16 protein-coding genes are annotated in these 22,344 nt (G+C 72.8%); 10 read left to right on the top strand and 6 right to left on the bottom strand.

Going from position 1 to position 22,344, the window contains the following annotated elements:
- Positions 1–44 precede the first annotated feature (44 nt).
- The 10 genes from infB (at position 45) to ACSHXC_RS10735 (ending at position 12,479) form a co-directional block, all read left to right on the top strand.
- On the top strand, positions 45–3,182 hold the full coding sequence (infB, locus tag ACSHXC_RS10780) for a translation initiation factor IF-2 (protein ID WP_438291370.1): 3,138 nt from the start codon (positions 45–47) through the stop codon (positions 3,180–3,182).
- Between the two features lie 155 nt (positions 3,183–3,337).
- A complete protein-coding gene (locus ACSHXC_RS10775) occupies positions 3,338–3,631 on the top strand; it encodes a DUF503 domain-containing protein (protein ID WP_114041264.1) in 294 nt (97 codons plus the stop codon).
- Between the two features lie 33 nt (positions 3,632–3,664).
- Positions 3,665–4,108 carry a 30S ribosome-binding factor RbfA gene (rbfA, locus tag ACSHXC_RS10770; RefSeq protein ID WP_114041263.1) on the top strand — a complete coding sequence of 148 codons (444 nt, stop codon included), beginning with the start codon at positions 3,665–3,667 and terminating at the stop codon, positions 4,106–4,108.
- On the top strand, positions 4,105–5,010 hold the full coding sequence (gene truB, locus ACSHXC_RS10765; RefSeq protein WP_438291369.1) for a tRNA pseudouridine(55) synthase TruB: 906 nt from the start codon (positions 4,105–4,107) through the stop codon (positions 5,008–5,010). Before rbfA ends, truB begins: the two co-directional genes overlap by 4 nt.
- 195 nt (positions 5,011–5,205) lie before the next feature.
- Entirely contained in the window at positions 5,206–8,778 is a 3,573-nt protein-coding gene (locus ACSHXC_RS10760) for a trypsin-like peptidase domain-containing protein (protein ID WP_438291367.1), read from the top strand.
- 44 nt (positions 8,779–8,822) lie between these two features.
- A complete protein-coding gene (locus ACSHXC_RS10755) occupies positions 8,823–9,782 on the top strand; it encodes a bifunctional riboflavin kinase/FAD synthetase (protein WP_438291366.1) in 960 nt (319 codons plus the stop codon).
- A gap of 184 nt (positions 9,783–9,966) precedes the next feature.
- A complete protein-coding gene (locus ACSHXC_RS10750) occupies positions 9,967–10,362 on the top strand; it encodes an SAV_915 family protein (RefSeq protein ID WP_438291365.1) in 396 nt (131 codons plus the stop codon).
- Positions 10,359–10,661: a DUF6317 family protein gene (locus ACSHXC_RS10745; protein ID WP_438291364.1), complete on the top strand. Its 303-nt coding sequence runs from the start codon at positions 10,359–10,361 to the stop codon at positions 10,659–10,661. The genes ACSHXC_RS10750 and ACSHXC_RS10745 overlap by 4 nt, the downstream gene beginning before the upstream one ends.
- Positions 10,658–11,986, top strand: coding sequence for a WXG100 family type VII secretion target (locus ACSHXC_RS10740; RefSeq protein ID WP_438291363.1), 1,329 nt, complete (start codon positions 10,658–10,660; stop codon positions 11,984–11,986). Before ACSHXC_RS10745 ends, ACSHXC_RS10740 begins: the two co-directional genes overlap by 4 nt.
- 55 nt (positions 11,987–12,041) lie before the next feature.
- Positions 12,042–12,479 carry a hypothetical protein gene (locus ACSHXC_RS10735; protein WP_438291362.1) on the top strand — a complete coding sequence of 146 codons (438 nt, stop codon included), beginning with the start codon at positions 12,042–12,044 and terminating at the stop codon, positions 12,477–12,479.
- Here the strand turns inward: ACSHXC_RS10735 and ACSHXC_RS10730 are convergent.
- From ACSHXC_RS10730 to ACSHXC_RS10705, 6 genes are all read right to left on the bottom strand, one after another.
- The gene (locus ACSHXC_RS10730) at positions 12,466–13,458 is read right to left on the bottom strand and encodes an oligopeptide/dipeptide ABC transporter ATP-binding protein (protein WP_438291361.1); all 993 of its coding nucleotides are present in this window, start codon (positions 13,456–13,458) and stop codon (positions 12,466–12,468) included. The genes ACSHXC_RS10735 and ACSHXC_RS10730 overlap by 14 nt on opposite strands.
- Positions 13,455–14,423: an ABC transporter ATP-binding protein gene (locus tag ACSHXC_RS10725; RefSeq protein ID WP_438291360.1), complete on the bottom strand. Its 969-nt coding sequence runs from the start codon at positions 14,421–14,423 to the stop codon at positions 13,455–13,457. Before ACSHXC_RS10725 ends, ACSHXC_RS10730 begins: the two co-directional genes overlap by 4 nt.
- On the bottom strand, positions 14,420–15,328 hold the full coding sequence (locus ACSHXC_RS10720) for an ABC transporter permease (RefSeq protein WP_438291359.1): 909 nt from the start codon (positions 15,326–15,328) through the stop codon (positions 14,420–14,422). The genes ACSHXC_RS10725 and ACSHXC_RS10720 overlap by 4 nt, the downstream gene beginning before the upstream one ends.
- Positions 15,329–15,401: 73 nt before the next feature.
- Complete coding sequence (locus tag ACSHXC_RS10715) at positions 15,402–16,469, bottom strand: ABC transporter permease (RefSeq protein WP_438291358.1); 1,068 nt, start codon at positions 16,467–16,469, stop codon at positions 15,402–15,404.
- A gap of 3 nt (positions 16,470–16,472) precedes the next feature.
- Complete coding sequence (locus tag ACSHXC_RS10710) at positions 16,473–18,320, bottom strand: ABC transporter substrate-binding protein (RefSeq protein WP_438291357.1); 1,848 nt, start codon at positions 18,318–18,320, stop codon at positions 16,473–16,475.
- Positions 18,321–18,539: 219 nt separating this feature from the next.
- Positions 18,540–22,058 (bottom strand): SCO5717 family growth-regulating ATPase, encoded by a 3,519-nt coding sequence (locus ACSHXC_RS10705; protein ID WP_438291356.1) that lies wholly within the window; start codon positions 22,056–22,058, stop codon positions 18,540–18,542.
- Positions 22,059–22,344: the final 286 nt, after the last annotated feature.

Genomic DNA, 22,344 nt, shown 5'->3' with positions numbered 1-22,344 from the left:
AAGTAGCGACGGTCCGGCGGTAACCCGGACCTAAAAGGAGCGAAGTGGCTAAGGTCCGGGTATACGAACTCGCCAAGGAGTTCGGGGTTGAGAGCAAGGTCGTCATGGCCAAGCTCCAAGAACTCGGTGAATTCGTCCGTTCGGCGTCCTCGACGATCGAGGCGCCGGTTGTACGCAAGTTGACTGACGCACTGCAGGGGCCCGGCGGCAACGCCGGCAAGTCCGCTGCCAAGCCCGGCGCGCCCCGCAAGGCGACGCCGGCCAAGCCCGCGGCGCCCTCCCCGGCCGCTGCGGCACGTCCCGCTGCCCCGAAGCCCGGCGCCCCGGCCCCCAAGCCGGCCCCCGCCGCGCCTGCGGCCCCGGTCACCCCGGCCGCCCCGGTGAGCAGCACCCCCTCTCAGGCTCCGGCCGCCCCGGGCCCGCGCCCGGGTCCGAAGCCCGCCCCCGCCAAGCCGGCCCCGGTCACTCCCGTGCCCGCCGCCGAGTTCTCGGCTCCGGCTCCGGCCCAGCCCGCGGCGCCCCAGGCCCCGCGTCCCGCCGGTGCCACCCCCGGCCCGCGTCCCGCCCGTCCGGCCCCGGCCGGTCAGCAGCGTGACGGTGGCCAGCGCGACGGCGGCCAGCGCGGCGGCGACCGTCCGGCCCGCCCCGCGGGTCAGGGTGCCCCCCGTCCGGGCGGTGCCCGTCCGGCCGGTCCGCGCCCCGGCAACAACCCCTTCACCTCGGGTGGCTCCACCGGCATGGCGCGCCCGCAGGCGCCCCGTCCCGGTGGCGGCGCTCCCCGACCGGCCGGGGGCCACGGCGGTGCCGGTGCCCCTGGTGGTGCCCCGCGTCCGCAGGGCGGCCCCGGCGGCGCTCCGCGTCCGCAGGGTCAGGGCGGCGCCCGTCCGACCCCGGGCGGCATGCCGCGTCCGCAGGGCGGCGCTCCGCGCCCGGGTGGCGCTCCCGGTGGTAACCGTCCGAACCCCGGCATGATGCCGCAGCGTCCGGCCGCGAGCCCGCGTCCCGGCGGCGGCCCCGGTGGCCGTGGTCCCGGTGGCCCCGGCGGTCGTCCGGGTGGCGGCGGCGGTGCCGGTCGTCCCGGTGGCGGCGGCGGCTTCGCCGGCCGTCCGGCGGGTCCCGGTGGCGGCGGTCGTCCCGGTGGCGGCGGCGGCTTCGGCGGCCCCCGTCCGGGTGGCGGCGCTCCCGGTGGTGGCGGCGGCTTCGGCGGTCGTCCCGGCTTCCAGGGCCGTCCCGGTGGCCCGGGTGGCCGCGGTGGCACGCAGGGTGCCTTCGGCCGTCCCGGCGGGCCCGCCCGTCGTGGTCGCAAGTCGAAGCGTCAGAGGCGCCAGGAGTACGAGGCCATGCAGGCCCCGTCGGTGGGCGGCGTCATGCTGCCCCGCGGCAACGGACAGTCCGTCCGCCTGTCGCGCGGTGCTTCGCTGACCGACTTCGCGGAGAAGATCAACGCCAACCCGGCGTCGCTCGTCGCCGTGATGATGAACCTCGGCGAGATGGTCACCGCCACGCAGTCGGTCTCCGACGAGACGCTGAAGCTGCTCGCGGACGAGATGAACTACATCCTCGAGATCGTCAGCCCCGAGGAGGAGGACCGCGAGCTGCTCGAGTCCTTCGACATCGAGTTCGGCGAGGACGAGGGTGGCGAGGAGTTCCTCGTCGCGCGTCCGCCGGTCGTGACCGTCATGGGTCACGTCGACCACGGTAAGACCCGCCTTCTGGACGCGATCCGCAAGACGAACGTCGTTGCGGGCGAGGCCGGTGGCATCACGCAGCACATCGGTGCGTACCAGGTCACGACCGAGGTCAACGAGGAAGAGCGCAAGATCACCTTCATCGACACCCCGGGTCACGAGGCGTTCACCGCCATGCGTGCCCGTGGTGCGAAGTCGACCGACATCGCGATCCTCGTGGTGGCGGCGAACGACGGTGTGATGCCCCAGACGATCGAGGCGCTGAACCACGCCAAGGCGGCCGACGTGCCGATCGTGGTCGCGGTCAACAAGATCGACGTCGAGGGCGCGGACCCGACCAAGGTGCGCGGTCAGCTCACCGAGTTCGGTCTGGTGGCCGAGGAGTACGGCGGCGACACGATGTTCGTCGACATCTCCGCCAAGCAGGGCCTCAACATCGAGTCCCTCCTGGAGGCCGTCGTCCTCACCGCCGACGCCTCGCTCGACCTGCGGGCCAACCCGGAGCAGGACGCGCAGGGCATCGCGATCGAGTCGCACCTCGACCGCGGCCGCGGCGCCGTCGCGACCGTCCTGGTCCAGCGGGGCACCCTGCGGGTCGGCGACACGATGGTGGTCGGCGACGCGTACGGCCGAGTCCGCGCCATGCTCGACGACAAGGGCGAGAACGTGGAAGAGGCGGGTCCCTCGACTCCGGTCCTCGTCCTCGGTCTCACCAACGTCCCGGGCGCCGGCGACAACTTCCTGGTCGTCGACGAGGACCGTACGGCCCGTCAGATCGCCGAGAAGCGTGCCGCCCGCGAGCGCAACGTCCGCTTCGCCCGCAAGGGTGTGCGGTTCTCCCTGGAGAACCTGGACGAGGCCCTCAAGGCCGGTCTGGTGCAGGAACTCAACCTCATCATCAAGGGCGACGCGTCCGGTTCGGTGGAGGCTCTCGAGTCCTCGCTGCTCCAGCTCGACGTCGGCGAAGAGGTCGACATCCGCGTCCTGCACCGCGGCGTGGGTGCGGTCACCGAGTCGGACATCGACCTGGCGACCGGCTCCGACGCGATCGTCATCGGCTTCAACGTCCGCGCTGCCGGGCGTGCCCAGCAGATGGCGGAGCGCGAAGGCGTCGACGTCCGGTACTACTCGGTCATCTACCAGGCGATCGAAGAGATCGAAGCGGCCCTCAAGGGCATGCTCAAGCCGGAGTACGAAGAGGTCGAGCTCGGCACGGCGGAGATCCGCGAGATCTTCCGCTCGTCCAAGCTGGGCAACATCGCCGGTGTCCTGGTCCGGTCGGGCGAGGTCAAGCGCAACACCAAGGCGCGCCTGCTGCGCGATGGCAAGGTCATCGCGGAGAACCTCACCATCTCGGGTCTGCGCCGCTTCAAGGACGACGTCACCGAGATCCGCGAAGGCTTCGAGGGCGGTATCAACCTCGGAAACTTCAACGACATCAAGATCGACGACGTCATCGCGACGTACGAGATGCGCGAGAAGCCGCGCGGCTAGTCCGCGCAGCTGAACCCGTACCTCAGCAGTCGGGGCCGATCGGCGGGAAGATATTTCCGTCGATCGGCCCCGGCCGTTCCGGTACGGTTCTTGATGTCCCTGCCAAGACTTTGGCGGGGTCCTCTAACCCGTACCGGCGGGACATCCGGACATACATGTATGTGGGGACGCTGTCCTTCGACCTGCTTCTCGGCGACGTACGGTCGCTGAAGGAGAAACGCTCCGTCGTCCGGCCGATAGTCGCCGAACTCCAGCGCAAGTACGCGGTGAGTGCGGCCGAAGTCGGCGACCAGGATCTGCACCGCAGGGCCGAGATCGGCCTGGCGGTGGTGTCCGGGGACACGGGGCACCTCACAGACGTACTCGACCGGTGCGAGCGGCTCGTCGCCGGCCGGCCCGAGGTGGAACTGCTCTCGGTGAGACGCAGGCTCCACAGCGACGAAGACTGAACACTGAGCAAGGCTTGAGAAGGAGAAGGACCAGTGGCCGACAACGCGCGGGCGAAGAAGCTGGCGGACCTCATCCGGGAGGTGGTGGCCGAGAAGCTGCTGCGTGGCGTCAAGGACCCGCGCCTCGGAACGCACGTCACCATCACGGACACCCGGGTCACCGGCGACCTGCGGGAGGCCACGGTCTTCTACACGGTGTACGGGGACGACGAGGAGCGGGCCGCCGCCGCGGCAGGACTGGAGAGCGCCAAGGGCATCCTGCGCTCCGCGGTCGGCTCCGCCGCCGGCACCAAGTTCACGCCCACCCTGACGTTCATCGCGGACGCGCTCCCCGAGAACGCCAAGACCATCGAGGACCTCCTCGACAAGGCGCGGGCCTCGGACGCCGCGGTGCGCGAGGTGTCCTCGGGCGCCCAGTTCGCCGGTGACGCCGACCCGTACAAGAAGCCCGGCGACGAGGACGACGCCTCCGCATGAGCACCGCAGCAAAGACGCCCGACGGCCTGGTCATTGTCGACAAGCCGTCGGGCTTCACTTCGCACGACGTCGTGGCCAAGATGCGCGGCATCGCCAAGACCCGCCGGGTCGGCCACGCCGGAACCCTCGACCCGATGGCGACCGGCGTGCTCGTCCTCGGTGTGGAGCGGGCCACCAAGCTGCTCGGGCACCTCGCCCTGACCGAGAAGGAGTACCTCGGTACGATCCGGCTCGGCCAGGACACCGTCACGGACGACGCCGAGGGCGAGATCATCTCGTCGACCGACGCGTCCAAGGTGACCCGCGAGGGCATCGACGCGGGGGTCGCGGAGCTGACCGGCGCCATCATGCAGGTGCCGTCCAAGGTCTCCGCCATCAAGATCGACGGCAAGCGGTCGTACGCGCGGGTGCGCGGAGGCGAGGAGTTCGACATCCCGGCCCGGCCGGTGACCGTCTCCTCCTTCCGGGTCTACGACGTCCGCGAGGCCGTCGCCGAGGACGGCACCCCGGTCATCGACCTGGTCGTCTCCGTCGTCTGCTCGTCGGGCACCTACATCCGGGCGCTCGCCCGTGACCTCGGGGCCGGGCTCGGCGTCGGCGGCCATCTCACCGCGCTGCGCCGCACCCGTGTCGGCCCGTACGGCCTGGACGCGGCCCGCACCCTGGACCAGCTCCAGGAGTCGCTCACCGTGATGCCGGTGGCCGAGGCCGCGGCCGCCGCGTTCCCCCGCTGGGACGTCGATGCCCGGCGCGGCTCGCTGCTGCTCAACGGCGTACGCCTGGACATGCCGGACGAGTACGAGGCCGGGAAGGCGGTCGGGGTGTTCGGGCCCGACGGGACGTTCCTCGCGCTGGTCGAGAGCCAGAAGGGCAAGGCCAAGAGCCTCGCCGTGTTCGGCTGAGACACCGGCTCTGACGCCCACCGTGGAGCGGGCGGGGCGGCCCGCTCCACGATCCCCCTCGCAAGGGGTCTATCCGTCGCGCCTGGGGGATTCACCCCTACGAGCAGGCGCTCGGAGTGAACCACGGGAGCGCAGGGGGGCGCTTTCCCTCGACATTCTTCTCGGGCGGATCACCCCAGAACTACCGTTTCGGACATGGGACGCGGGACTGGGGGAGAGGCCGGGGAGACGCTCGTACGGATCTGTGATCTGGCCGGGCGGACCCGGGGGACGGGGTTCGTCGCGGACGACCGGGGGACCGTCGTCACCAGTCACGAAGCCGTCGACGGGCTGACCAGAGTGGTGCTGCACGCACCCGGCGAGCGCACCTGGCTCGCCGAGGCCGACGACCTCACCTTCCTGCCCGAGGCCGGCCTCGCCCTGGTGCGCACCGACGGGCTCGGGGCGCGCCCGCTGCCCATCTCCGCGCGCACCGACATCCGTACGGGCACCTATGTGCGGGTCGCCGCCCACGGTTGGCGCGAAGCACGCGTTCTTGGCACCTCTCCCGTCACCTACACCGCCACCGACCGCTTCCATCTCCTGGGCGGCGTACTGGAGTTGGCGATCGGGACGGCCGGCAGCGAGGCCATGCGGCTCGGTGGTGAGGCCAGCGGCGGGCCCGTGGTGGACACCGTCACCGGGGCCGTGCTCGGCGTGGTCGGGACCGCGCTGCACGCCGCGCACCGGGCCTCCGGGTTCGCGGTGCCGCTGCACGCCGCGCACGGGCCGCTCGCCGAGCTGCTGCGGCGCAACGCCGCCACCGTGCCCGCCTACGGCCGCGATCTGAACCTGGCCGGGGCGCTCCAGCTCACCGCGATCTCCGTGGGCTCCGTCGGCGGCCCCGGCACGGGGCCGGAGCCCGTCGAACGGCGGTCCACGCTCAAGGAGTTCGCGGCCTTCGCCTCCGGCGGCGCCCTCGTGCTCGGGCTCGTCGGCGACCCCGGCACCGGGCGCACCACCGAGCTCGCCTCGGTCGCCGGCCGCCGGGCCCGCGGCGACGAGCCCGCGCCCACGCTCTGGCTGCGCGGCGCCGACCTGCGGGCCGACGACGCCTCGGTCGCCGACGCGGTCGCCCGCGCGCTGGCCCAGGCGGCCCGGATCGTCGCCGCCTCCCCGTACGCGGGCCAGGAGGCGGCCACCCCCGACCGCGTGGCACGGCTCGCCCGCGAGGCCCAAAGGCCCCTGCTCGTCCTGCTCGACGGGCCGGAGGAGATGCCGCCCGTGCTCGCCCACCGGCTGGCCGAATGGACCGCCGGCACCGTGGACTGGCTCGGGGCGGCCGGGGCGCGCATGGTCGTCGCCTGCCGGCCCGAGCACTGGGAGCAGGCCGGGGCGCACTACCCCGAGGGCGTCCTGCACCCGGCCCGGCTGCCCCGCCTTCCGGACGCCGTGCGCATCGGCGACCTCGGGCGCAAGGAGGCGGCGCGGGCCCGCGAGCACTACGGCATCCCCGAGGGCGCGCTCGCCGAGCGCGACGCCCGCCATCCGCTCACGCTGCGGCTGCTCGCCGAGGTGCGGGCGGCCCTGCCCGGCGAGGTCGGGGGAAGGCCGGACCGCGAGGAGGTCTTCTCCGCGCACCTGGACCTGATGTGCCTGCGGATCGCGGTACGCGTCGCGGCCTCGGCCCGGCCGCCGGTGCGTGGCAGCGAGGTGCGCAGGCTCGCGGCCCGCGTCGCCGGGCAGGTGCACGAGGCGGCCCGGCGCTGTCTCGGCCCCGGCCAGGGCGAGCTGGACCGGGAGTCGTTCGAGGAGATCTTCCCGTGGCGTACGGGATCGGCCTCCGCGGTGCTCACCGAGGGCCTGCTCGTGCCGGCCGGGGCCGGCTACCGCTTCGCGCACGAGGAGCTCGCGGACTGGGTGCAGGCGGCCCACCTCGACCTCGACGCGGCCCTCTACGCGCTGGTGCACCGCTGGTACGACGAGAGCGACCCGCAGACCGTCGTACGGCTCCCCTCGCGCCCCGCCGTCAGCGCCGTGCCGGGCGGCCACGTGCCACCCCCGCCGGGCTCGGGACCCACCCCCGCCGGGCGCCCCCTGCCGGTGCCCCGGCACCGCATCGGGCCCGTCCTGGAGGCCATGCTGCTGCTCGGCAGCCAGCAGGGTTCCACACAACTCGCCCTGAAGCTCAAGGGGTTGGTGGACGCCCTGGACCGCACCCCGGCGGCCGGTGCAGGACACGCCCGGTTCGCCGACGCCCAGTGGTGGGCGGTCCGCCTCCTCACCGAGACGCTGCTGAGGGTTCCCGACGTACGCCCCTACCAGGAGGTGCTGCGCCTGCTCGCGGACCGGATCAGCCGCCGCTCCGTACGGGAAGGGGGACCCGCGAACCTCGGCGCGCTCGGGGAGTTCGGGCCCTGGTTCTGGATGCGGCTGCGGCTCAGCGACGACCGGCGGCTGGAACTGCTGCGCCGCCTGGTGCCCGCCGACGGGGTGCCGGGGGCCTCGCCCGGCTGGGAGCGCTACCTGGACGCGGTCGACCGAAGGCTCGCCGTCGAACCCAGGACCGTACAGCCGCTGCTCTGCCGCTGGTTCACCGACGATCGGCCGCTGCCGGTGGCGCCCGGGACCGATGTGCGGCCCACCGTCGCGCGGGCAGCCCAGGCCCTGCTGTACGCGAGGCGGGCGCTGGCCGTCGACGACCTCACCGAGGCGCTCGTGGCGACCGTCCATGTCCGCGCCGGTGAACTCCTCACCCAGCTCGCCGAGGACGAGCCGTCCGCGCTCTGCCGGGCCGTGGACCGCTGGGCCCACGACGATCGGCCGGACCGGCGTGCCGCGGCCGCCACCTACGGGCCGCGCGTCGCCCTCGGCATCCGTACCGCCGCCGACCGCGAGCTGCTCCGCTACGCGGCCCTCGCCCTGCTCGCGCGCCCGGCGGACACCGCGCTGCACGGCGCCGCCCTCGCCCTCCTGGTCCGCGATCCGCTGACCCGCGGGCGCTATCTCGACGAGGCGCTCGCCGTGTACACCGCAGGCGACCCCAGGTTCCCCGCCTCCGCGCTCGCCTCCGCCCTCACCACCCACCCCGAACCCGTCCTCGCCGCCTTCCAGACGCGGCTGCACGAGCCCGGAGCCGGGGCGGCCGACGTCCTGGACGCGCTCGCGGAGATCAACACCCCGGCCCTCGCCCGCCGCGCCGCGGCCCTGGTCCAGGACCACGTCGAGCGTCACCCCGAGGCGGCCGAGCACGCCGCGGACTTCGTGGACCGGCGGCTCGAATACGGCCCCGCCGCCCGCGCGGTGCTCTTCCCCATGGTCACCAGCCTGCTGCGCGGCTGCGCCCACCCCGTCCGGCGCGCGCTCGCCCCCGTCCTCGCGGCCCCCGGCACCCGGTCCTCGCGCCCGCTGCGCTCAGAGCTCCTCGACGCGCTCCTCGAATTCGAGCGGTACGAATCCCGGGATCTGACCGTCCTTGACGCACTGCTCGGCGCCGCGGCGACGGGTTCGGCGGAGCGGGCCGAGGCGCGCACCCGCGACCTCGTGCACCGCACCGGGCTCCTTCTCGTCCGTACGCCCGACGGCGCGGCCTGTTTCGACCGGCGCCTGGTCGAGCTGTGCCAGGAGGTCCCGGGCTTCGCCGCGCAGGTCGCCGGATGGCTCCTCCAGGCGCCGCACGAGTGGGCCGCGGTGGTCGGTCCGAGCGCCCGCCGGGCGGTGGAGACGCTGGGCTCTCCCATGCCGATGCGATCCCGGGCGGCCGGGCATGGCAGTCTTAGACCTGCATAACGCGTAAGGGTCAACGACGTACACGGGTTCGAGGAGCGGTCACAGTGCAGCGCTGGCGTGGCTTGGAGGACATCCCCCAGGACTGGGGACGCAGCGTCGTCACCATCGGCTCCTACGACGGGGTGCACCGCGGACACCAGCTGATCATCGGGCGGGCCGTGGAGCGCGCCCGCGAGCTCGGCGTGCCGTCCGTCGTCGTCACCTTCGACCCGCACCCCAGCGAGGTCGTGCGCCCCGGCAGCCACCCGCCGCTGCTCGCCCCGCACCACCGGCGCGCCGAACTGATGGCGGACCTGGGTGTGGACGCGGTCCTCATCCTCCCCTTCACCAGCGAGTTCTCGAAGCTCTCGGCCGCCGACTTCGTGGTGAAGGTCCTGGTCGACAAGCTGCACGCCAAGCTCGTCGTCGAAGGCCCGAACTTCCGCTTCGGCCACAAGGCCGCGGGCAACGTCGAGGTCCTGGCAGAGCTCGGCCGCACCTACGACTACGAGGTCGAGGTCATCGACCTGCGGGTGCGCGGCGAGGCGGGCGGCGGCGAGCCGTTCTCCTCCACCCTGACCCGCAGGCTGGTCACCGAGGGCGACATCGAGGGCGCCGCCGAGATCCTCGGCCGCCCGCACCGCGTCGAGGGCGTCGTCGTGCGCGGCGCCCAGCGCGGCCGCGAGCTCGGCTACCCGACCGCGAACGTCGAGACGCTGCCGCACACCGCGATCCCCGCGGACGGCGTGTACGCGGGCTGGCTCACAGCCGACGGCGAGCGGATGCCCGCGGCGATCTCGGTCGGCACCAACCCGCAGTTCGACGGCACCGAGCGCACGGTGGAGGCGTACGCCATCGACCGCGTCGGCCTCGACCTGTACGGGCTGCACGTCGCCGTCGACTTCCTCGCCTATGTGCGCGGCATGGCCAAGTTCGACTCCATCGAGGACCTGCTCGAAGCGATCGGCAACGACGTGAAGCGGTCCACCGAGCTGATCGAGGCGTACGAGTCCCGGCGGGGCTAACCCCCTTTTGGCCGACGTCACTTGATCCGGTCAAGTACCGGTCAAGCAGTGGCCTGAAATCGTCCAAGTCCTCGCATCGACTGCGTATCGAGGACGGGTTATGGGCGGTTTTTGGCGTACGGGGGCCGTTGCGCTGCGCGTAGGTTGAACGGTGATTCAGCCACATCCCGCAAGGGGGAAACGCGTGGGCGAGCAGCCCGTGTCCCGCCTCCTCGGCCTGGTCGGCGACGTGCCGGTGCAGGGCGCGCAGCAAGGCGTACCGCCATACCACACCCCGGTGTTCATTCCGGCCCATCCGCGCTATCCCGGCGGCGGAGCCGCGCCCCATGTCGACTACGAGCTCTTCAAGGGCCCCTCGGGTCCGCCCGTCCCGGTCGCGTTCACCAGCCTGCGCGGACTCGTCGAGGCGCTCGGCCCGGCCCAGCCCTGGGTCGCGGTCTCGCTCGGCCCGTTCGCCGAGGCGATGCAGCGGGCCAGGCTGCCCAAGGTGCGGCTCGACCCGGTGGTCGACCCCGGCGGCCGCAGATGGCGGGCCGAGGATCTGGAGCGGGCGTACGGCGGCGAGGAGGGCACCCGATGAGCGTGGACCTGAAGCTGGTCCTGGCGGACCTGAACGCGATGGCGGGCACCTTCCACAAGGAGGCCGACAACTACCGCAAGATGCACCAGAACGTGAAGCCGGCGATCGTCGGCTCCGGGGACGCCGGGTGCGACGCGGCGATCAAGGCGGTGGCCGACCTGATCGCGGGCCTGCACGACAAGCTGTCGGACCGCCTGGACGACCGCAGCGACAAGCTGAAGTACGCGCACGACTCGATGGCCCGCCACGACATCGACGTACACGGCCTGTTCGACGACCTGATGAAGGACCGCACATGACGGACAGCTGGGTCGGCGGCGACATCGGCGGCCTTCGCACCATGGGGGAGGCCTACAAGAAGGCCAAGTCCGACCTCGAATCCATCGTGAAGCCGCTGAGCACGAGCGTCGACGCGCTCGCGAAGGACACCGGCTGGCAGGGCGAGTCGGCGGAGTCGTTCCGGGCCAAGTGGACCGAGGACTCCATGACGGCGGGCGCCTTCGCCGAGCTGGTTTTCGCGGCGGGGCGGATCCTCACCGACCTCGCGGACCACCTGGGCAAGGCGGAGACCGCACTGCAGAACGCGGAGGACGTCGCCGTGCGGGCCGGGGTGCCGATGAAACCCATGGGCGTACCGGGCGAGTTGATGACCAACACCCCCGAAAACCAGAGCGACGCCGAGAAGAAGGCCCTCAAGGCCCTCAGCGACTACGTCACCGTACGCAACGAGATCCTGCACACCGCCCAGCAGGCCCGCCTGGACGCGGCGGAGGCCCTGCAGAAGCTGTACGCGGACGACACGAGCGCGGCGGTCTCGCCCGGCGACAAGATCACCGTCGCGGACTATCTGCGCGGGCTGTACGCCTACGACTCGGAGCGGACCCGGGTCAAGGGCCATGACGCGGCCAAGGCGCTGGACGACGCGAAGAAGGAAGCCGACAACGCGAGGACGGATCTGCGCGCCGAACGCAAGGCGTGGCAGAAGGAGGGCAAGACGCTCCCCAAGGACGCCGAGGCCCGCGTCGCGTACAAGGACGCGCTGAGCAAACTCGACAGCCTGGAGACGGACATCGCCCGTGGCGAGGTCGGCAGTTCGAAGTTTCCCTACGACCACGTCCTCAACACCAAGATCGCGGACGTGGCGGACACGCTGCGGGTGGGCAAGAGCTTGGAGAGTGTTCCGGAGTTCCTGAGAGAGGTCCCGGTGGTGGACGTCGCCGCCGCGAGCGTCTGCGGGCTTCTCGAAGCCAAGGACGACCACGACAAGGGGTGGTCGTGGACGCACTCCGTGGTGGTGGACGGAGGGGCGGCCCTCGGCGGGCTCGCCGCGGGCGCGGGGGCCACGGCGGCCGGCGTGGCGCTCGTCGCGACCTCGGAGGTCACCGTGCCGGTGGCCGTGGTCGCCGGGGTCGGCGGCTTCGTCGTCATCGGTGCTACCGACCTGCTCGACGAGAGCTTCCACGAGCACTGGAGCGAGGACATCCATGACCATGGGGTGGTCGGTGGGGTCTGGCAGGGCACGAAGAACGTCGGCGCCAACACCTGGGGCGATATCACGCGACTCGGCGACGATGTCAGCGGCGGAGCAAAGAAAGCGTGGCATGGATTCACGAGCCTCTTCTGACAGCGCGAACCCCGCGAGACTCCCTCTGCTCGGGACCTCCTGGCACCGGCGCAGCGTGGGCTATTGGCTTCGCCGCGTCCGACTGGCGGTGTTCCAGCTCGTCTTCGGCGGTCTGTTCCTGCTGCTCTCGGTGGCGGTGTGGCAGGGCATCGAATCGGGGCTGCCGACCGGCTGGCACCGCGCCGTCGACGTGGCCATGGGCGCAGTGAGCCTGGCCTTCCTGGTCCGGGGCTGGATCTGGGGGCGGCGGACCATCCGGTCCAGGCTTGCCGAGCCGCCCACGCCCGAGCAGGCCTGGATCCGGCACCGCCAAGCGCGGACGGGCCGAGGTAGCGCGAACCCGGACGTCGGCAAGCGCGGTGGGCCACTGCTGTTCTTCGCGCCCTTCTTCCCGCCGTGCGTCGCCTGGTGGATCGGCATGACGTGCGCGACCCAGTTCGTCCGCGAGCTCCCCTCCGAGGCAGGCGCCCGCAAGGCCCTCAACCAGGCCTGACCGCCGCCGCCCAGTGGCAGGCGACCTGCGCCGCCGTGCCGCCCGCCAGGACCGGGAGGTCCTCGGTGCGGCAGCGGTCCGCCACGCCCGCCCGGTCCGCCTCGCCCGAGGCGAGCACCTGGCAGCGGGCGTGGAAGCGGCAGCCGGGCGGGATGCGGGACGGGTCCGGAGGCTCGCCGGTGAGGACCACCGGGTCGCCGGGGGATTCGGGAAGGACCGACAACAGAGCCTGGGTGTAAGGGTGTTGAGGGTTCGTCAGGACGTCCTCGACGGGGCCGGTCTCCACGATGCGGCCCAGGTACATCACCGCCACCCGGTCCGCGATGTTCCAGGCGAGGCCCAGGTCGTGGGTCACGACGAGGGCGGACAGGCCCAGCTCGTCCCGCAGGCGAAGGAGCAGTGCCAGGATCTCGCCGCGCACCGAGGCGTCCAGGGAGGCCACCGGCTCGTCCGCGACGATGAGTTCGGGGTCCAGGACGAGCGCGCCCGCGATCACCACGCGCTGGCGCTGGCCGCCCGACAGCTCGTGCGGGTAGCGCAGGAAGAAGCGCTCGGGCGGGCGCAGACCGGCCCGCGAAAGCGCCCGGGCCACCAACTCCCGTTCGTCGTCCGGGGATCCGTGGATGCGCAGGCCCTCGGCGACCGCGTCGTACACCGTGTGCCGGGGGTTGAGCGAGCCGCTCGGGTCCTGGAGGACCAGCTGCACCCGTTTGCGGTACGCCTTCAGGGCGCGGGCGTGGTGGTCGAGCGGGCTGCCGTCGAAGGCGACCGTGCCGGCGGTCGGGGTGACCAGGCCGAGCAGGGTGCGGGCGAGCGTCGTCTTGCCGCAGCCCGACTCGCCGACCAGGGCGACGATCTCGCCCGCGCCGACGGTGAGTTCGACGCCGTCGACCGCGCGGGCGGGCGGGGCGCCGCGCCGCCCGGGGAAGGTGACGCGCAGGCCGACGGCGCTGAGGAGGGGGGCCGTGGTGGTGGTCATGCGGTGCTCCTCGACAGGGTCCCGGCGTGCACACAGGCCGCCCGGTGGTCCGGGCCCGCGTCGCGCAGCGGCTGGTCGTCCGACGCACAGACGTCGATCGCGACCGGGCAGCGTGGATGGAAGGTGCAGCCCGCCGGCAGCGCGGACGGGTCGGGCGGATCGCCCGGCAGGCCCCGGGGCGCCCGGCGCGATGCGGGGTCGCCGATGCGGGGGAAGGCGGTAGACAGCGCCTGTCCGTACGGGTGCCGGGCCGCCGCGTAGACCTCGCGGGCCGGGCCCTCCTCGACGATGCGGCCCGCGTACATCACCGCGAGCCGGTCGCAGGTGTCAGCGAGGACCGCCAGGTCGTGACTGATCATCAGCAGGCTGATGTCCTGGTCGGCGACGAGCCGCTCGATCAGGCGCAGGATCTGGGCCTGGATCATCACGTCGAGGGCGGTCGTCGGCTCGTCCGCGACGATCAGGTCCGGGGCGCAGGCCAGGGCCATCGCGATCATGACGCGCTGGCGCTGGCCGCCGGACAGTTCGTGCGGGTGGGCGTCCGCGCGGGAGGCGGGCAGGCCGACCTGTTCGAGGAGTTCACCGACGCGGGTGCGGGCCCCGGCCGGGGTGGCGAGGCCGTGCAGCAGGATCGGCTCGGCGATCTGGTCGCCGATGCGGTGCACGGCGTTCAGCGAGTGCATCGCCCCCTGGAACACGATGGACGCGCCCGCCCAGCGCACCGCCCGCAGCCGCCCCCACTTCATGGTGAGGACGTCCTCGCCGTCGAGCAGCACCGACCCCGTCAGCCTGGCCGACGAGGGAAGCAGCCTCAGCAGCGCCATCGCCAGGGTCGACTTCCCACACCCCGACTCGCCCGCGACGCCCAGCTTCTGGCCGGGCGCGATGGTGAGGTCGACCCCGCGCACGGCCGCCGCGCCGGTCCCGTAGGTGACGTACAGGTCCCTGATTTCCAGCAGGCTCATCGGGCCCCCAGCTTCGGGTTGAGGACGGCCTCGACGGCGCGGCCGCAGAGCGTGAAGGAGAGGGCGACCAGCGCGATCGCGATGCCGGGCGGGGCCAGGTACCACCAGTGGCCGGAGGAGACCGCGCCCGCCTCGCGGGCGTCCTGGAGCATGCCGCCCCAGGACACCACCGTCGGATCACCGAGGCCGAGGAACGCGAGGGTGGCCTCGGTGAGGATGGCGTTGGAGATGCCCAGGGTGGTCTGCGCGAGGACCAGCGGCATCACGTTCGGCAGCACGTGCCGGGACATGATGTGGCCGTGGCCGCCGCCGAGTGCGCGGGCCCGTTCGATGTACGGGCGCGACTCGACCGCGATGGTCTGCGCCCGCACGAGCCGCGCCGTCGTCGGCCAGGACGTCACGCCGATGGCCAGGATCACCGTCCAGAGGCTGTGCGACATGACCGTGGCGAGGACGATCGCGAGCACCAGCGTCGGCATCACCAGGAACCAGTCGGTGACCCGCATCAAGGCCGTGGAGAGCCAGCCGCCGTAGTGCCCGGCGAGGATGCCGACCAGCGTGCCGATCGCCACGCTCAGCGCGGCGGCGAGCAGTCCGACCGCGAGCGAGATCCGGGCGCCCCAGATCAGCAGGCCGAGCAACGAGCGGCCGAACTGATCGGTGCCGAGCGGGAATTGACCGCTCGGCGACTCCAGGGCGGTGCCCGGCGCGCCGGTCACGCTCTGGACGTCCTCGCCAACGGTGAGCGGCGCGGTGAGCGCGATCAGCGCGATGACGGCGAGGCCCGCGAGCCCGTACAGGCCGGCCCGGTGCGTGCGATACGAGCGCCAGAAGCGGGCCAGGGAGTCGCGCCGACGGGCCCAGGCGAGCGAGCCCGCCTTGTCGGGCGCGGTGGTCGTGGTCATCGGGCCGCCCCGTTCGCGTACGAGGTCGCCGTCGGGCGCCCCGCCGGCCCGGTCGGCTCGTTCGTGGTCGTCGTCATCGCCCCACCCTGGGATCGAGAAGCGGATAGAGCAGGTCGGCAAGCAGGTTCATCAGGATCATCGCGCCGGCGAAGACCACGAACAGGCCCTGCACCAGCGGGAGGTCGGGCACGCTCAGCGCCTGGTAGAAGAGCCCGCCCAGGCCCGGCCACGAGAACACCGTCTCGACCAGGATCGAACCGGCCGCCACATGCCCCAGGTTGATGAACAGCATCGTGACCGTCGGCAGCAGCGCGTTCGGCACCGCGTGGTGGCGGCGCACCGCGTCGTCGCGCAGGCCCTTGGCGCGGGCCGTCGTCAGATAGTCGCCGCCCATCTCGTCGATCAGCGAGGACCGCATGACGAGCAGGGTCTGCGCGTACTGCACCGCGACCAGGGTCAGCACCGGCAGCACCATGTGGTGTGCCACGTCCAGGACGTACGCGAAGCCCGTCGTGTCGCCCGACTCCATGCCGCCGGTCGGGAACAGGCCCGGGACCGGGCCCGCGCCCACCGAGAACGTGATGATGAGCAGCAGCCCCAGCCAGAACGAGGGCACCGACCACAGGGTCAGGGCGAGACCCGTGTTGAACCGGTCGCCGAGCCCGCCGCGGCGCCAGGCCGAGCGGGTGCCCAGCCAGATGCCGAGCGCCGAGTAGATCACGACGGCCGTACCGGTCAGGAGCAGCGTCGCCGGGAGCTTCTCGGCGATGAGCGAGCCGACCGGCGCGTGGAACTGGTAGGAGGTGCCCAGGTCCCCGGTCAGCGCCTTGCCGCAGTAGTCCGTGAACTGCTGCCACATCGGCAGGTCGAGCCCGAACTGGCTGCGCAGCGCGGCCAGTTGCTCGGCGGAGACCTGGCGGCCGTGGGTCATGGTGCGGACCGGGTCGCCGGGGATGATCCGGAACAGGAAGAAGCTGGTGACGAGGACGGCGAACAGCGAGACCACCGCCCCCGCCAGCTTGCCGCCCACATAGCGCAGATAGGTGAGCACCGGGCCCGCGGCCGCGAAGCGGCTGCCGCGCGGCTCGGTGCGCGCCTCGGCGACCACCGCGGGGGTGTCGGCCGAACTCGCCGTCGTCATGGCCTACTCGCGGTCGTCGGCGCCGGCACGGCGGCGAAGGACGAGGAAGGAGCCGATCCCGGCGAGCACGATCACGCCCGCGACGATGCCGAGGACGACGACCGCCGAGGAGCCGCCGCCCGACTTCGCGGACGAGCCGGCCGCGGGGACCGCCGACCACCAGCTCCAGTAGCCGTCCTGGCCGTAGATGTTGCCCGCGGCCTCGGGCATCGTCGTGATCGACTTGATCTGGTCGGTGCGGTACGCCTCGACCGCGTTGGGGTACGCCATGACGTTGATGTACCCGGTGTCGTACAGCCGCGACTCCATCTGCTTGATCAGGTCCGCCCGCTTGGCGGTGTCGTACTCGGCCAACTGCCTCGCGTACAGCTCGTCGAACTGCTTGTCGCAGACGAAGTTGTCGGTCTGGCCGGTCGCCTTGGGGGTCGCGGGCAGCGCGGCGCAGGTGTGGATGGACAGGACGTAGTCCGGGTCGGGGCTGACCGAGTAGCCGTCCAGGGCCAGGTCGTACTCGCCGGCCTGCCACGGGTCGGTGACGTTGTCGACGCAGTCCACCGTCAGGCCGATGCCGAGCTTGCCCCACCACTCCTGGAGGTACTTGCTGACCGCCTTGTCGTTGGGGTCGATGGCGTGGCAGAGCAGCCGCAGGGCGAGCGGCTTGCCGTCCTTGCCGAGCCGCTTCCCGTCCGCGCCCGTCCGGTAGCCCGCCTCGTCGAGCAGCGAGGCCGCCTTCACCGGGTCGTACGCGATCTTCTGGCCCGGGGCCGGCTTCCAGAAGTAGTCGGCGAAGCGGGGCGGGATGTAGCCCTCGCCCTCGACGGCGTGGCCCTGGAAGACCTTGTCGACGAGTGTCTTGCGGTCGACGGCCGCGAACAGCGCGTGGCGCACCTTCGGGTCGAGCACCGCGGGGTTGCCGTTGCCGAACTTCTGGCCGTCCTTGGACTGCGCGCCCGGGTTGGTGGCGAGCGCGAAGAAGCGCCGCCCGGGGGCGTCGTTGACCTTGACGTCCGGTGTCGAGCTCAGTGAACTCGCTTGTGCGGGCGTCAAGTTGGAGACGAAGGACACCTCGCCCTTGCGGAGCGCCGCGACCGCCGCGTCATTGTCCTTGTAGTACTTGAAGACCAGCTCGTCGAACTTGGGCGCACCCCGCCAGAAGCTCTTGTTCGGCGTCAGCTTGATGTACTGGTCGACCTTGTAGTCGGTCAGGACGAACGGCCCGTTGCCGACGACGGGGAACTGCTGGTCGTTGTTGAACTTGGTGAAGTCGCCGACCTTCTCCCACACGTGCTGGGGCACGATCGGGACGTCCAGGGCCGTCATCGTCGCCTGGGGCTGCTTCAGTTCGACGACGAGCGTCGCCGGGTCGGGGGCGGTGACCTTCTTGAAGTTCGAGACGTAGCTGCCGTTGGCGGTCGCCGCGCCCTTGTCGGTCATGATCTTGTTGAACGTCCAGGCCGCGTCGCCCGCGGTGACCTGCTGCCCGTCCGACCACTTCGAGTCCTTGCGGATCGTGTACGTCCACGTCAGCTTGTCCGGCGACGTCTTCCAGGCGGTGGCCAGGCCCGGGATCGCGTGGCCGTCCTTGGCGTCGTAGTTCGTCAGGTACTCGTACATCAGGCGGTGCACGCTGGTGCTGATCAGCCGCTGGGCGAGGAAGGGGCTCAGGGAGTCGACGCTCTGGGAGACGGCGACGGTGAGCACCTTCTCGCCGCCCTTGGCGTCGTCGGCCGCCGCGCCCTGGGCGGGGAGTGCGGCCGAGGCCGTCAGCGCCAGAGCGGCGGCCCCTATGGCCAGCGGGCGGCGGGGTCCGGACGGTCGCAGGGTCTTGCGCGATGGAACTGTTCTTGCCATGGGACGGTGACCTCGCGTCATCACTCGCACGGAAAAGCAGGGCTGATCGCAGGGAGAGCGCCGGTTGAACAGGAGGTGGCGGCCGGTGTGGGCGCAGGTTTACCAGCGGTGGTCTAGACGTGTCAACGGCGCATCGCAGGCCATTTGGTCTGCGAAAACGCCTAAGGGCCCGCACCGTTCGAACGGTGCGGGCCCTCATTGGTCCAGTCCTCTGACGCCCTACTGCTGAGGGGCTGACGGCGGCTGCGGAGCGTGTCCGCCACCCTCCTGGCCGGGCCAGCCGGCGGGCGGATCCGGCTGGGCGGGGGCGCCTTCGGCTGCCGACGGCTGCGGCGGCTGGAGCTGCCACGAGGTGGGCGGCTGCGGGGTGCCGGGGTAGGGCTGACCGGGCTGGGCCGGAGGGAGCTGCCCGTGCGGGCCGGACTGGGCCGGCGGGAGCTGTCCGGGCCGGCCCGGCTGGGCTCCGTACGGCTGACCCGGGAAGGGCTGACCGGCTTGCGGCTGCGACTGGTTCGGGTAGGGCTGCCCCGGGTGCGGCTGGGGCGCTCCGGGCTGCGGCTGGCCGGGGTAGGGCTGATTGGGCTGCGGCTGGGCCTGGCCGGGGAACGGCTGGCCGGGGGCGCCCTGCTGGCCCGGCATCGGCGGGGCCATGTGCGGCGGAGGGTTGAGACCGTCACCCGTCCACAGCCCTTGCTGCTGCTGCGCCCGTACGAAGTCCTCGGCCACCAGCGCCGAGAGGTTGAAGTACGCCTCCCGGGTCTTGGGCCGCATCATGTCGAGGTCCACCTCGGCGCCCGCCGACAGGTGCTCGTCGAACGGCACCACGACCACCCCGCGGCAGCGGGTCTGGAAGTGCTGCACGATGTCGTCCACCTTGATCATCTTGCCGGTCTCGCGGACGCCGGAGATGACGGTGATCGAACGCTGCACGAGCTCGGCGTAGCCGTGCGCCGAGAGCCAGTCGAGCGTGGTCGAGGCGCTGGACGCACCGTCCACGGACGGCGTCGAGATGATGATCAACTGATCGGCGAGGTCGAGCACGCCGCGCATCGCGGAGTACAGCAGACCCGTACCCGAGTCGGTCAGGATGATCGGGTACTGCTTGCCGAGGACGTCGATCGCGCGCCGGTAGTCCTCGTCGTTGAACGTCGTGGACACGGCCGGGTCGACGTCGTTCGCGATGATTTCGAGCCCGGACGGCGCCTGCGAGGTGAACCGGCGGATGTCCATGTACGAGTTGAGGTACGGGATCGCCTGGACCAGGTCGCGGATGGTGGCCCCGGTCTCGCGGCGCACCCGGCGGCCGAGCGTGCCAGCGTCCGGGTTGGCGTCGATCGCCAGGATCTTGTCCTGGCGCTCGGTGGCCAGGGTCGCGCCGAGCGCGGTCGTCGTGGTCGTCTTGCCGACGCCGCCCTTGAGGGAGATGACCGCGATCCGGTAGCAGGACAGGACCGGCGTGCGGATGAGGTTGAGCTTGTGCTGCCGCGCAGCCTCTTCCTTCTTGGCGCCGGGCTTGAAGCGCGAGGCCCCGCCGGCCGGGCCCCGGCTGCTCTTCGCCTTCGGCTTGTTGTTGCGAAGCAGCCGGTCGGAGGACAGCTCGACGGCGGCGGTGTACCCGAGGGGAGCCCCGGGCATGGACCGCTCCCGCTGGTCGTGCGTCACGGGCGAGGGCCAGGCGGCGCCGGCCCGCGGGTCGGCGGGAGGTGCGGGCTGGGCCTGAGGGTTGGCCGGGTCCTGCGCGAAGGGCTGCGCCTGCGGGCCGGGCAGGCCCTGCTGAGGGAAGCCGCCTTGGGCGGGGTTCGGCAGCGGCTGCGGCAGGGGCTGGGCCTGCGGTGCGGCCGGGGGGTTGGCGGCGGGGTGCGGGAACCCGTAACCGCCTTGCTGGCCGGGGGAGTTGGGGGTACTGAAGGGCGCGGGAGCCTGCGGGGCCGACGGGTTCGGCGCGGCCGGCGGGTTGGCTCCCTGGTGGGGGAAGCCGTAGCCGCCCTGCTGTGCGGGGGCGTTCGGGGTGTCGCTCGGTGCGACTGCCTGATGCGGGAAGCCATAGCCACCCTGCTGCGCGGGGGCGTTCGGGGTGTCGCTCGGTGCGACTGCCTGATGCGGGAAGCCATAGCCACCCTGCTGGGCAGGAGCCTCGCTCGGTGCGGCGCCCTGGTGCGGGAAGCCGTAACCGCCTTGCGGCGCGGGGGAGTTGGGGGCGGGCGGGGTGGCGCCCTGCGGGGGCTGCTGGCCCTGGTGGGGGAAGCCGTAGCCGTTCTGCGGCTGGGGCGGCTGCGGCTGCTGCGGCCACGCGGGTGCCGGGGCGGCCTGTGCGGCCTGGGCGGCCGGATCCGGGAGCGGGCCCGGCATCGGCTGCGCCTGGACGGGCCACTGGGGTGCCGCGGTGGGCGCGGCGGGCTGGAACGCGGGCGGCAGTGGAGGCAGCCCGGGCTGCGCACCGGCGGAGGCTGCCCAGGGCTGGTCGGCGGGGGGCGCGTCCTGGGGCTCCGGGGCGGAGGCGTCCGACGGCACGGCGTCCGCGATCGGCTCGGCATCCGCGACGGGTACGGCGTCCGCGATCGGTGCGGCGTCCGCGAAGGGCGAGGGGTGCGCGACCGGAGCCGGTCCGGGCTGGGCGGGCTCGGGGGTCACGGTGCCGGGAGCCGGGTCGGTGTCGGGGGCGGCGTCGGCGGGTGCGGCATCGAACGGCGCGGGTGCGGGAGCGGATGCCGACGCGGTGCCGGTCGACTCGGCGTCCTGGGGCGGGGAGGCGGCCTCCTCGTCGGGCGAGGTCTCGGGTGCCTCGGGTGCCTCAGTGGCCTCGGGAGCTTCCTCGGCACTGGCCGACGTCACGGACGTACCGCCGAAGCGCTTGTCGGAGTCGGAGTCGGAGTTGGCGTCGAAGGCATCGGCGGAGTCGCTGGATTCGCCCGAGCCGGGCGAGCCCGCCGAGCCCGCCGGGTCCGTGGAGTCCAAAGATTCCGAGGTGTCAGGGGTGGCGGCGGCCTCGGGGGCTGCCTCGTCGGCGCGCCGGCCGGCCGGCGCGCCGACCGCCTCGCTCTCGGCACCCTCCGTTGCCGAGGACGCGGTCGAGGGCGACGCGGCCGCATCGGCACCCGGGGTTGATGCTGACGGTGTGTCAGAAACCGCACCCGGCGCCGCATCCGGTACCGGCGGCGCCGCGGACTCGCCGCGCGCCGCGGCCGCCGCCGCTTCGAGCTGCTCGAACTCCCGCTTCAGCGCGGAGGGCGAGAACCGCATCGTCGCGCCGCTCTCGATGTCGCCACCGCCGAAGGCCTGGCCCTCGTCGGTGGGGCGGCCGGCCTCGGGTGCGGGCGCCGGCGGTACCGGCGCGGGGAACGCGGGCGGAGGAGCAGCCGACGCGCTGGGTGCCGGGGTCGGCGCCGGGCCCGGGGGCGGCGGCGTGGGGCTCCAGTTCGGCTGGAAGCCGCCGGACTGCGGCAGCCCGGGCACATCGACGGGCCGGCCGTGCGGCGGAGGGGGCGGCGGCAGCGGAACCCCGGTGCCGCCGCTCTGCTCACGGGGCGCGGGCGCGGGCGCGGGCGCGGGCGCGGGCGCGGGCGCGGGCGCGGGCGGGGCCGGCGCCGGGGCGGCCGGGGTGTCCTGCGCGCCCTGGGTGTACCAGGCGGGCGGGGTGTAGTCGATGGTGAACTCACCCGTGGTCTCGGGATCGGCGTCGGACCGATTCTCGTCGCGCGCGTTCCCGCCGGTGCGGAACTGGTCCTGGTCGCTGTTCACCGGTTTCCTTTCGTTCGCCTGTGACCGGGTGTAGGCCGTGGGGTTCATTGGCATGTACGGGCCGGGGTGGGGCAGCCCCTGTGCGGTGGGCGCGCAGTCGTGCGCGGTCGCCCGCCCCTGTCCGCCGCGAGCGCCGCGGCATCCGGAACGTACGGACGACGCAACCTCGCCGTGGACTCCCTGCCCCCGGTCCGTCCCACCCTAATCGTCGTCAATACCGCCGGGGCAGGCCCGGTCGCCCCGATCGCCTGTCCCTTTCGTCACCCTCGCCTCACGAGTGACGCCG

The organism is Streptomyces sp. HUAS TT7, from assembly GCF_051550175.1.
In the GTDB taxonomy this organism is placed as follows: domain Bacteria; phylum Actinomycetota; class Actinomycetes; order Streptomycetales; family Streptomycetaceae; genus Streptomyces.
Note: the sequence above shows the minus strand (reverse complement) of the source record. Positions and strands in the feature narration are given on the sequence as shown.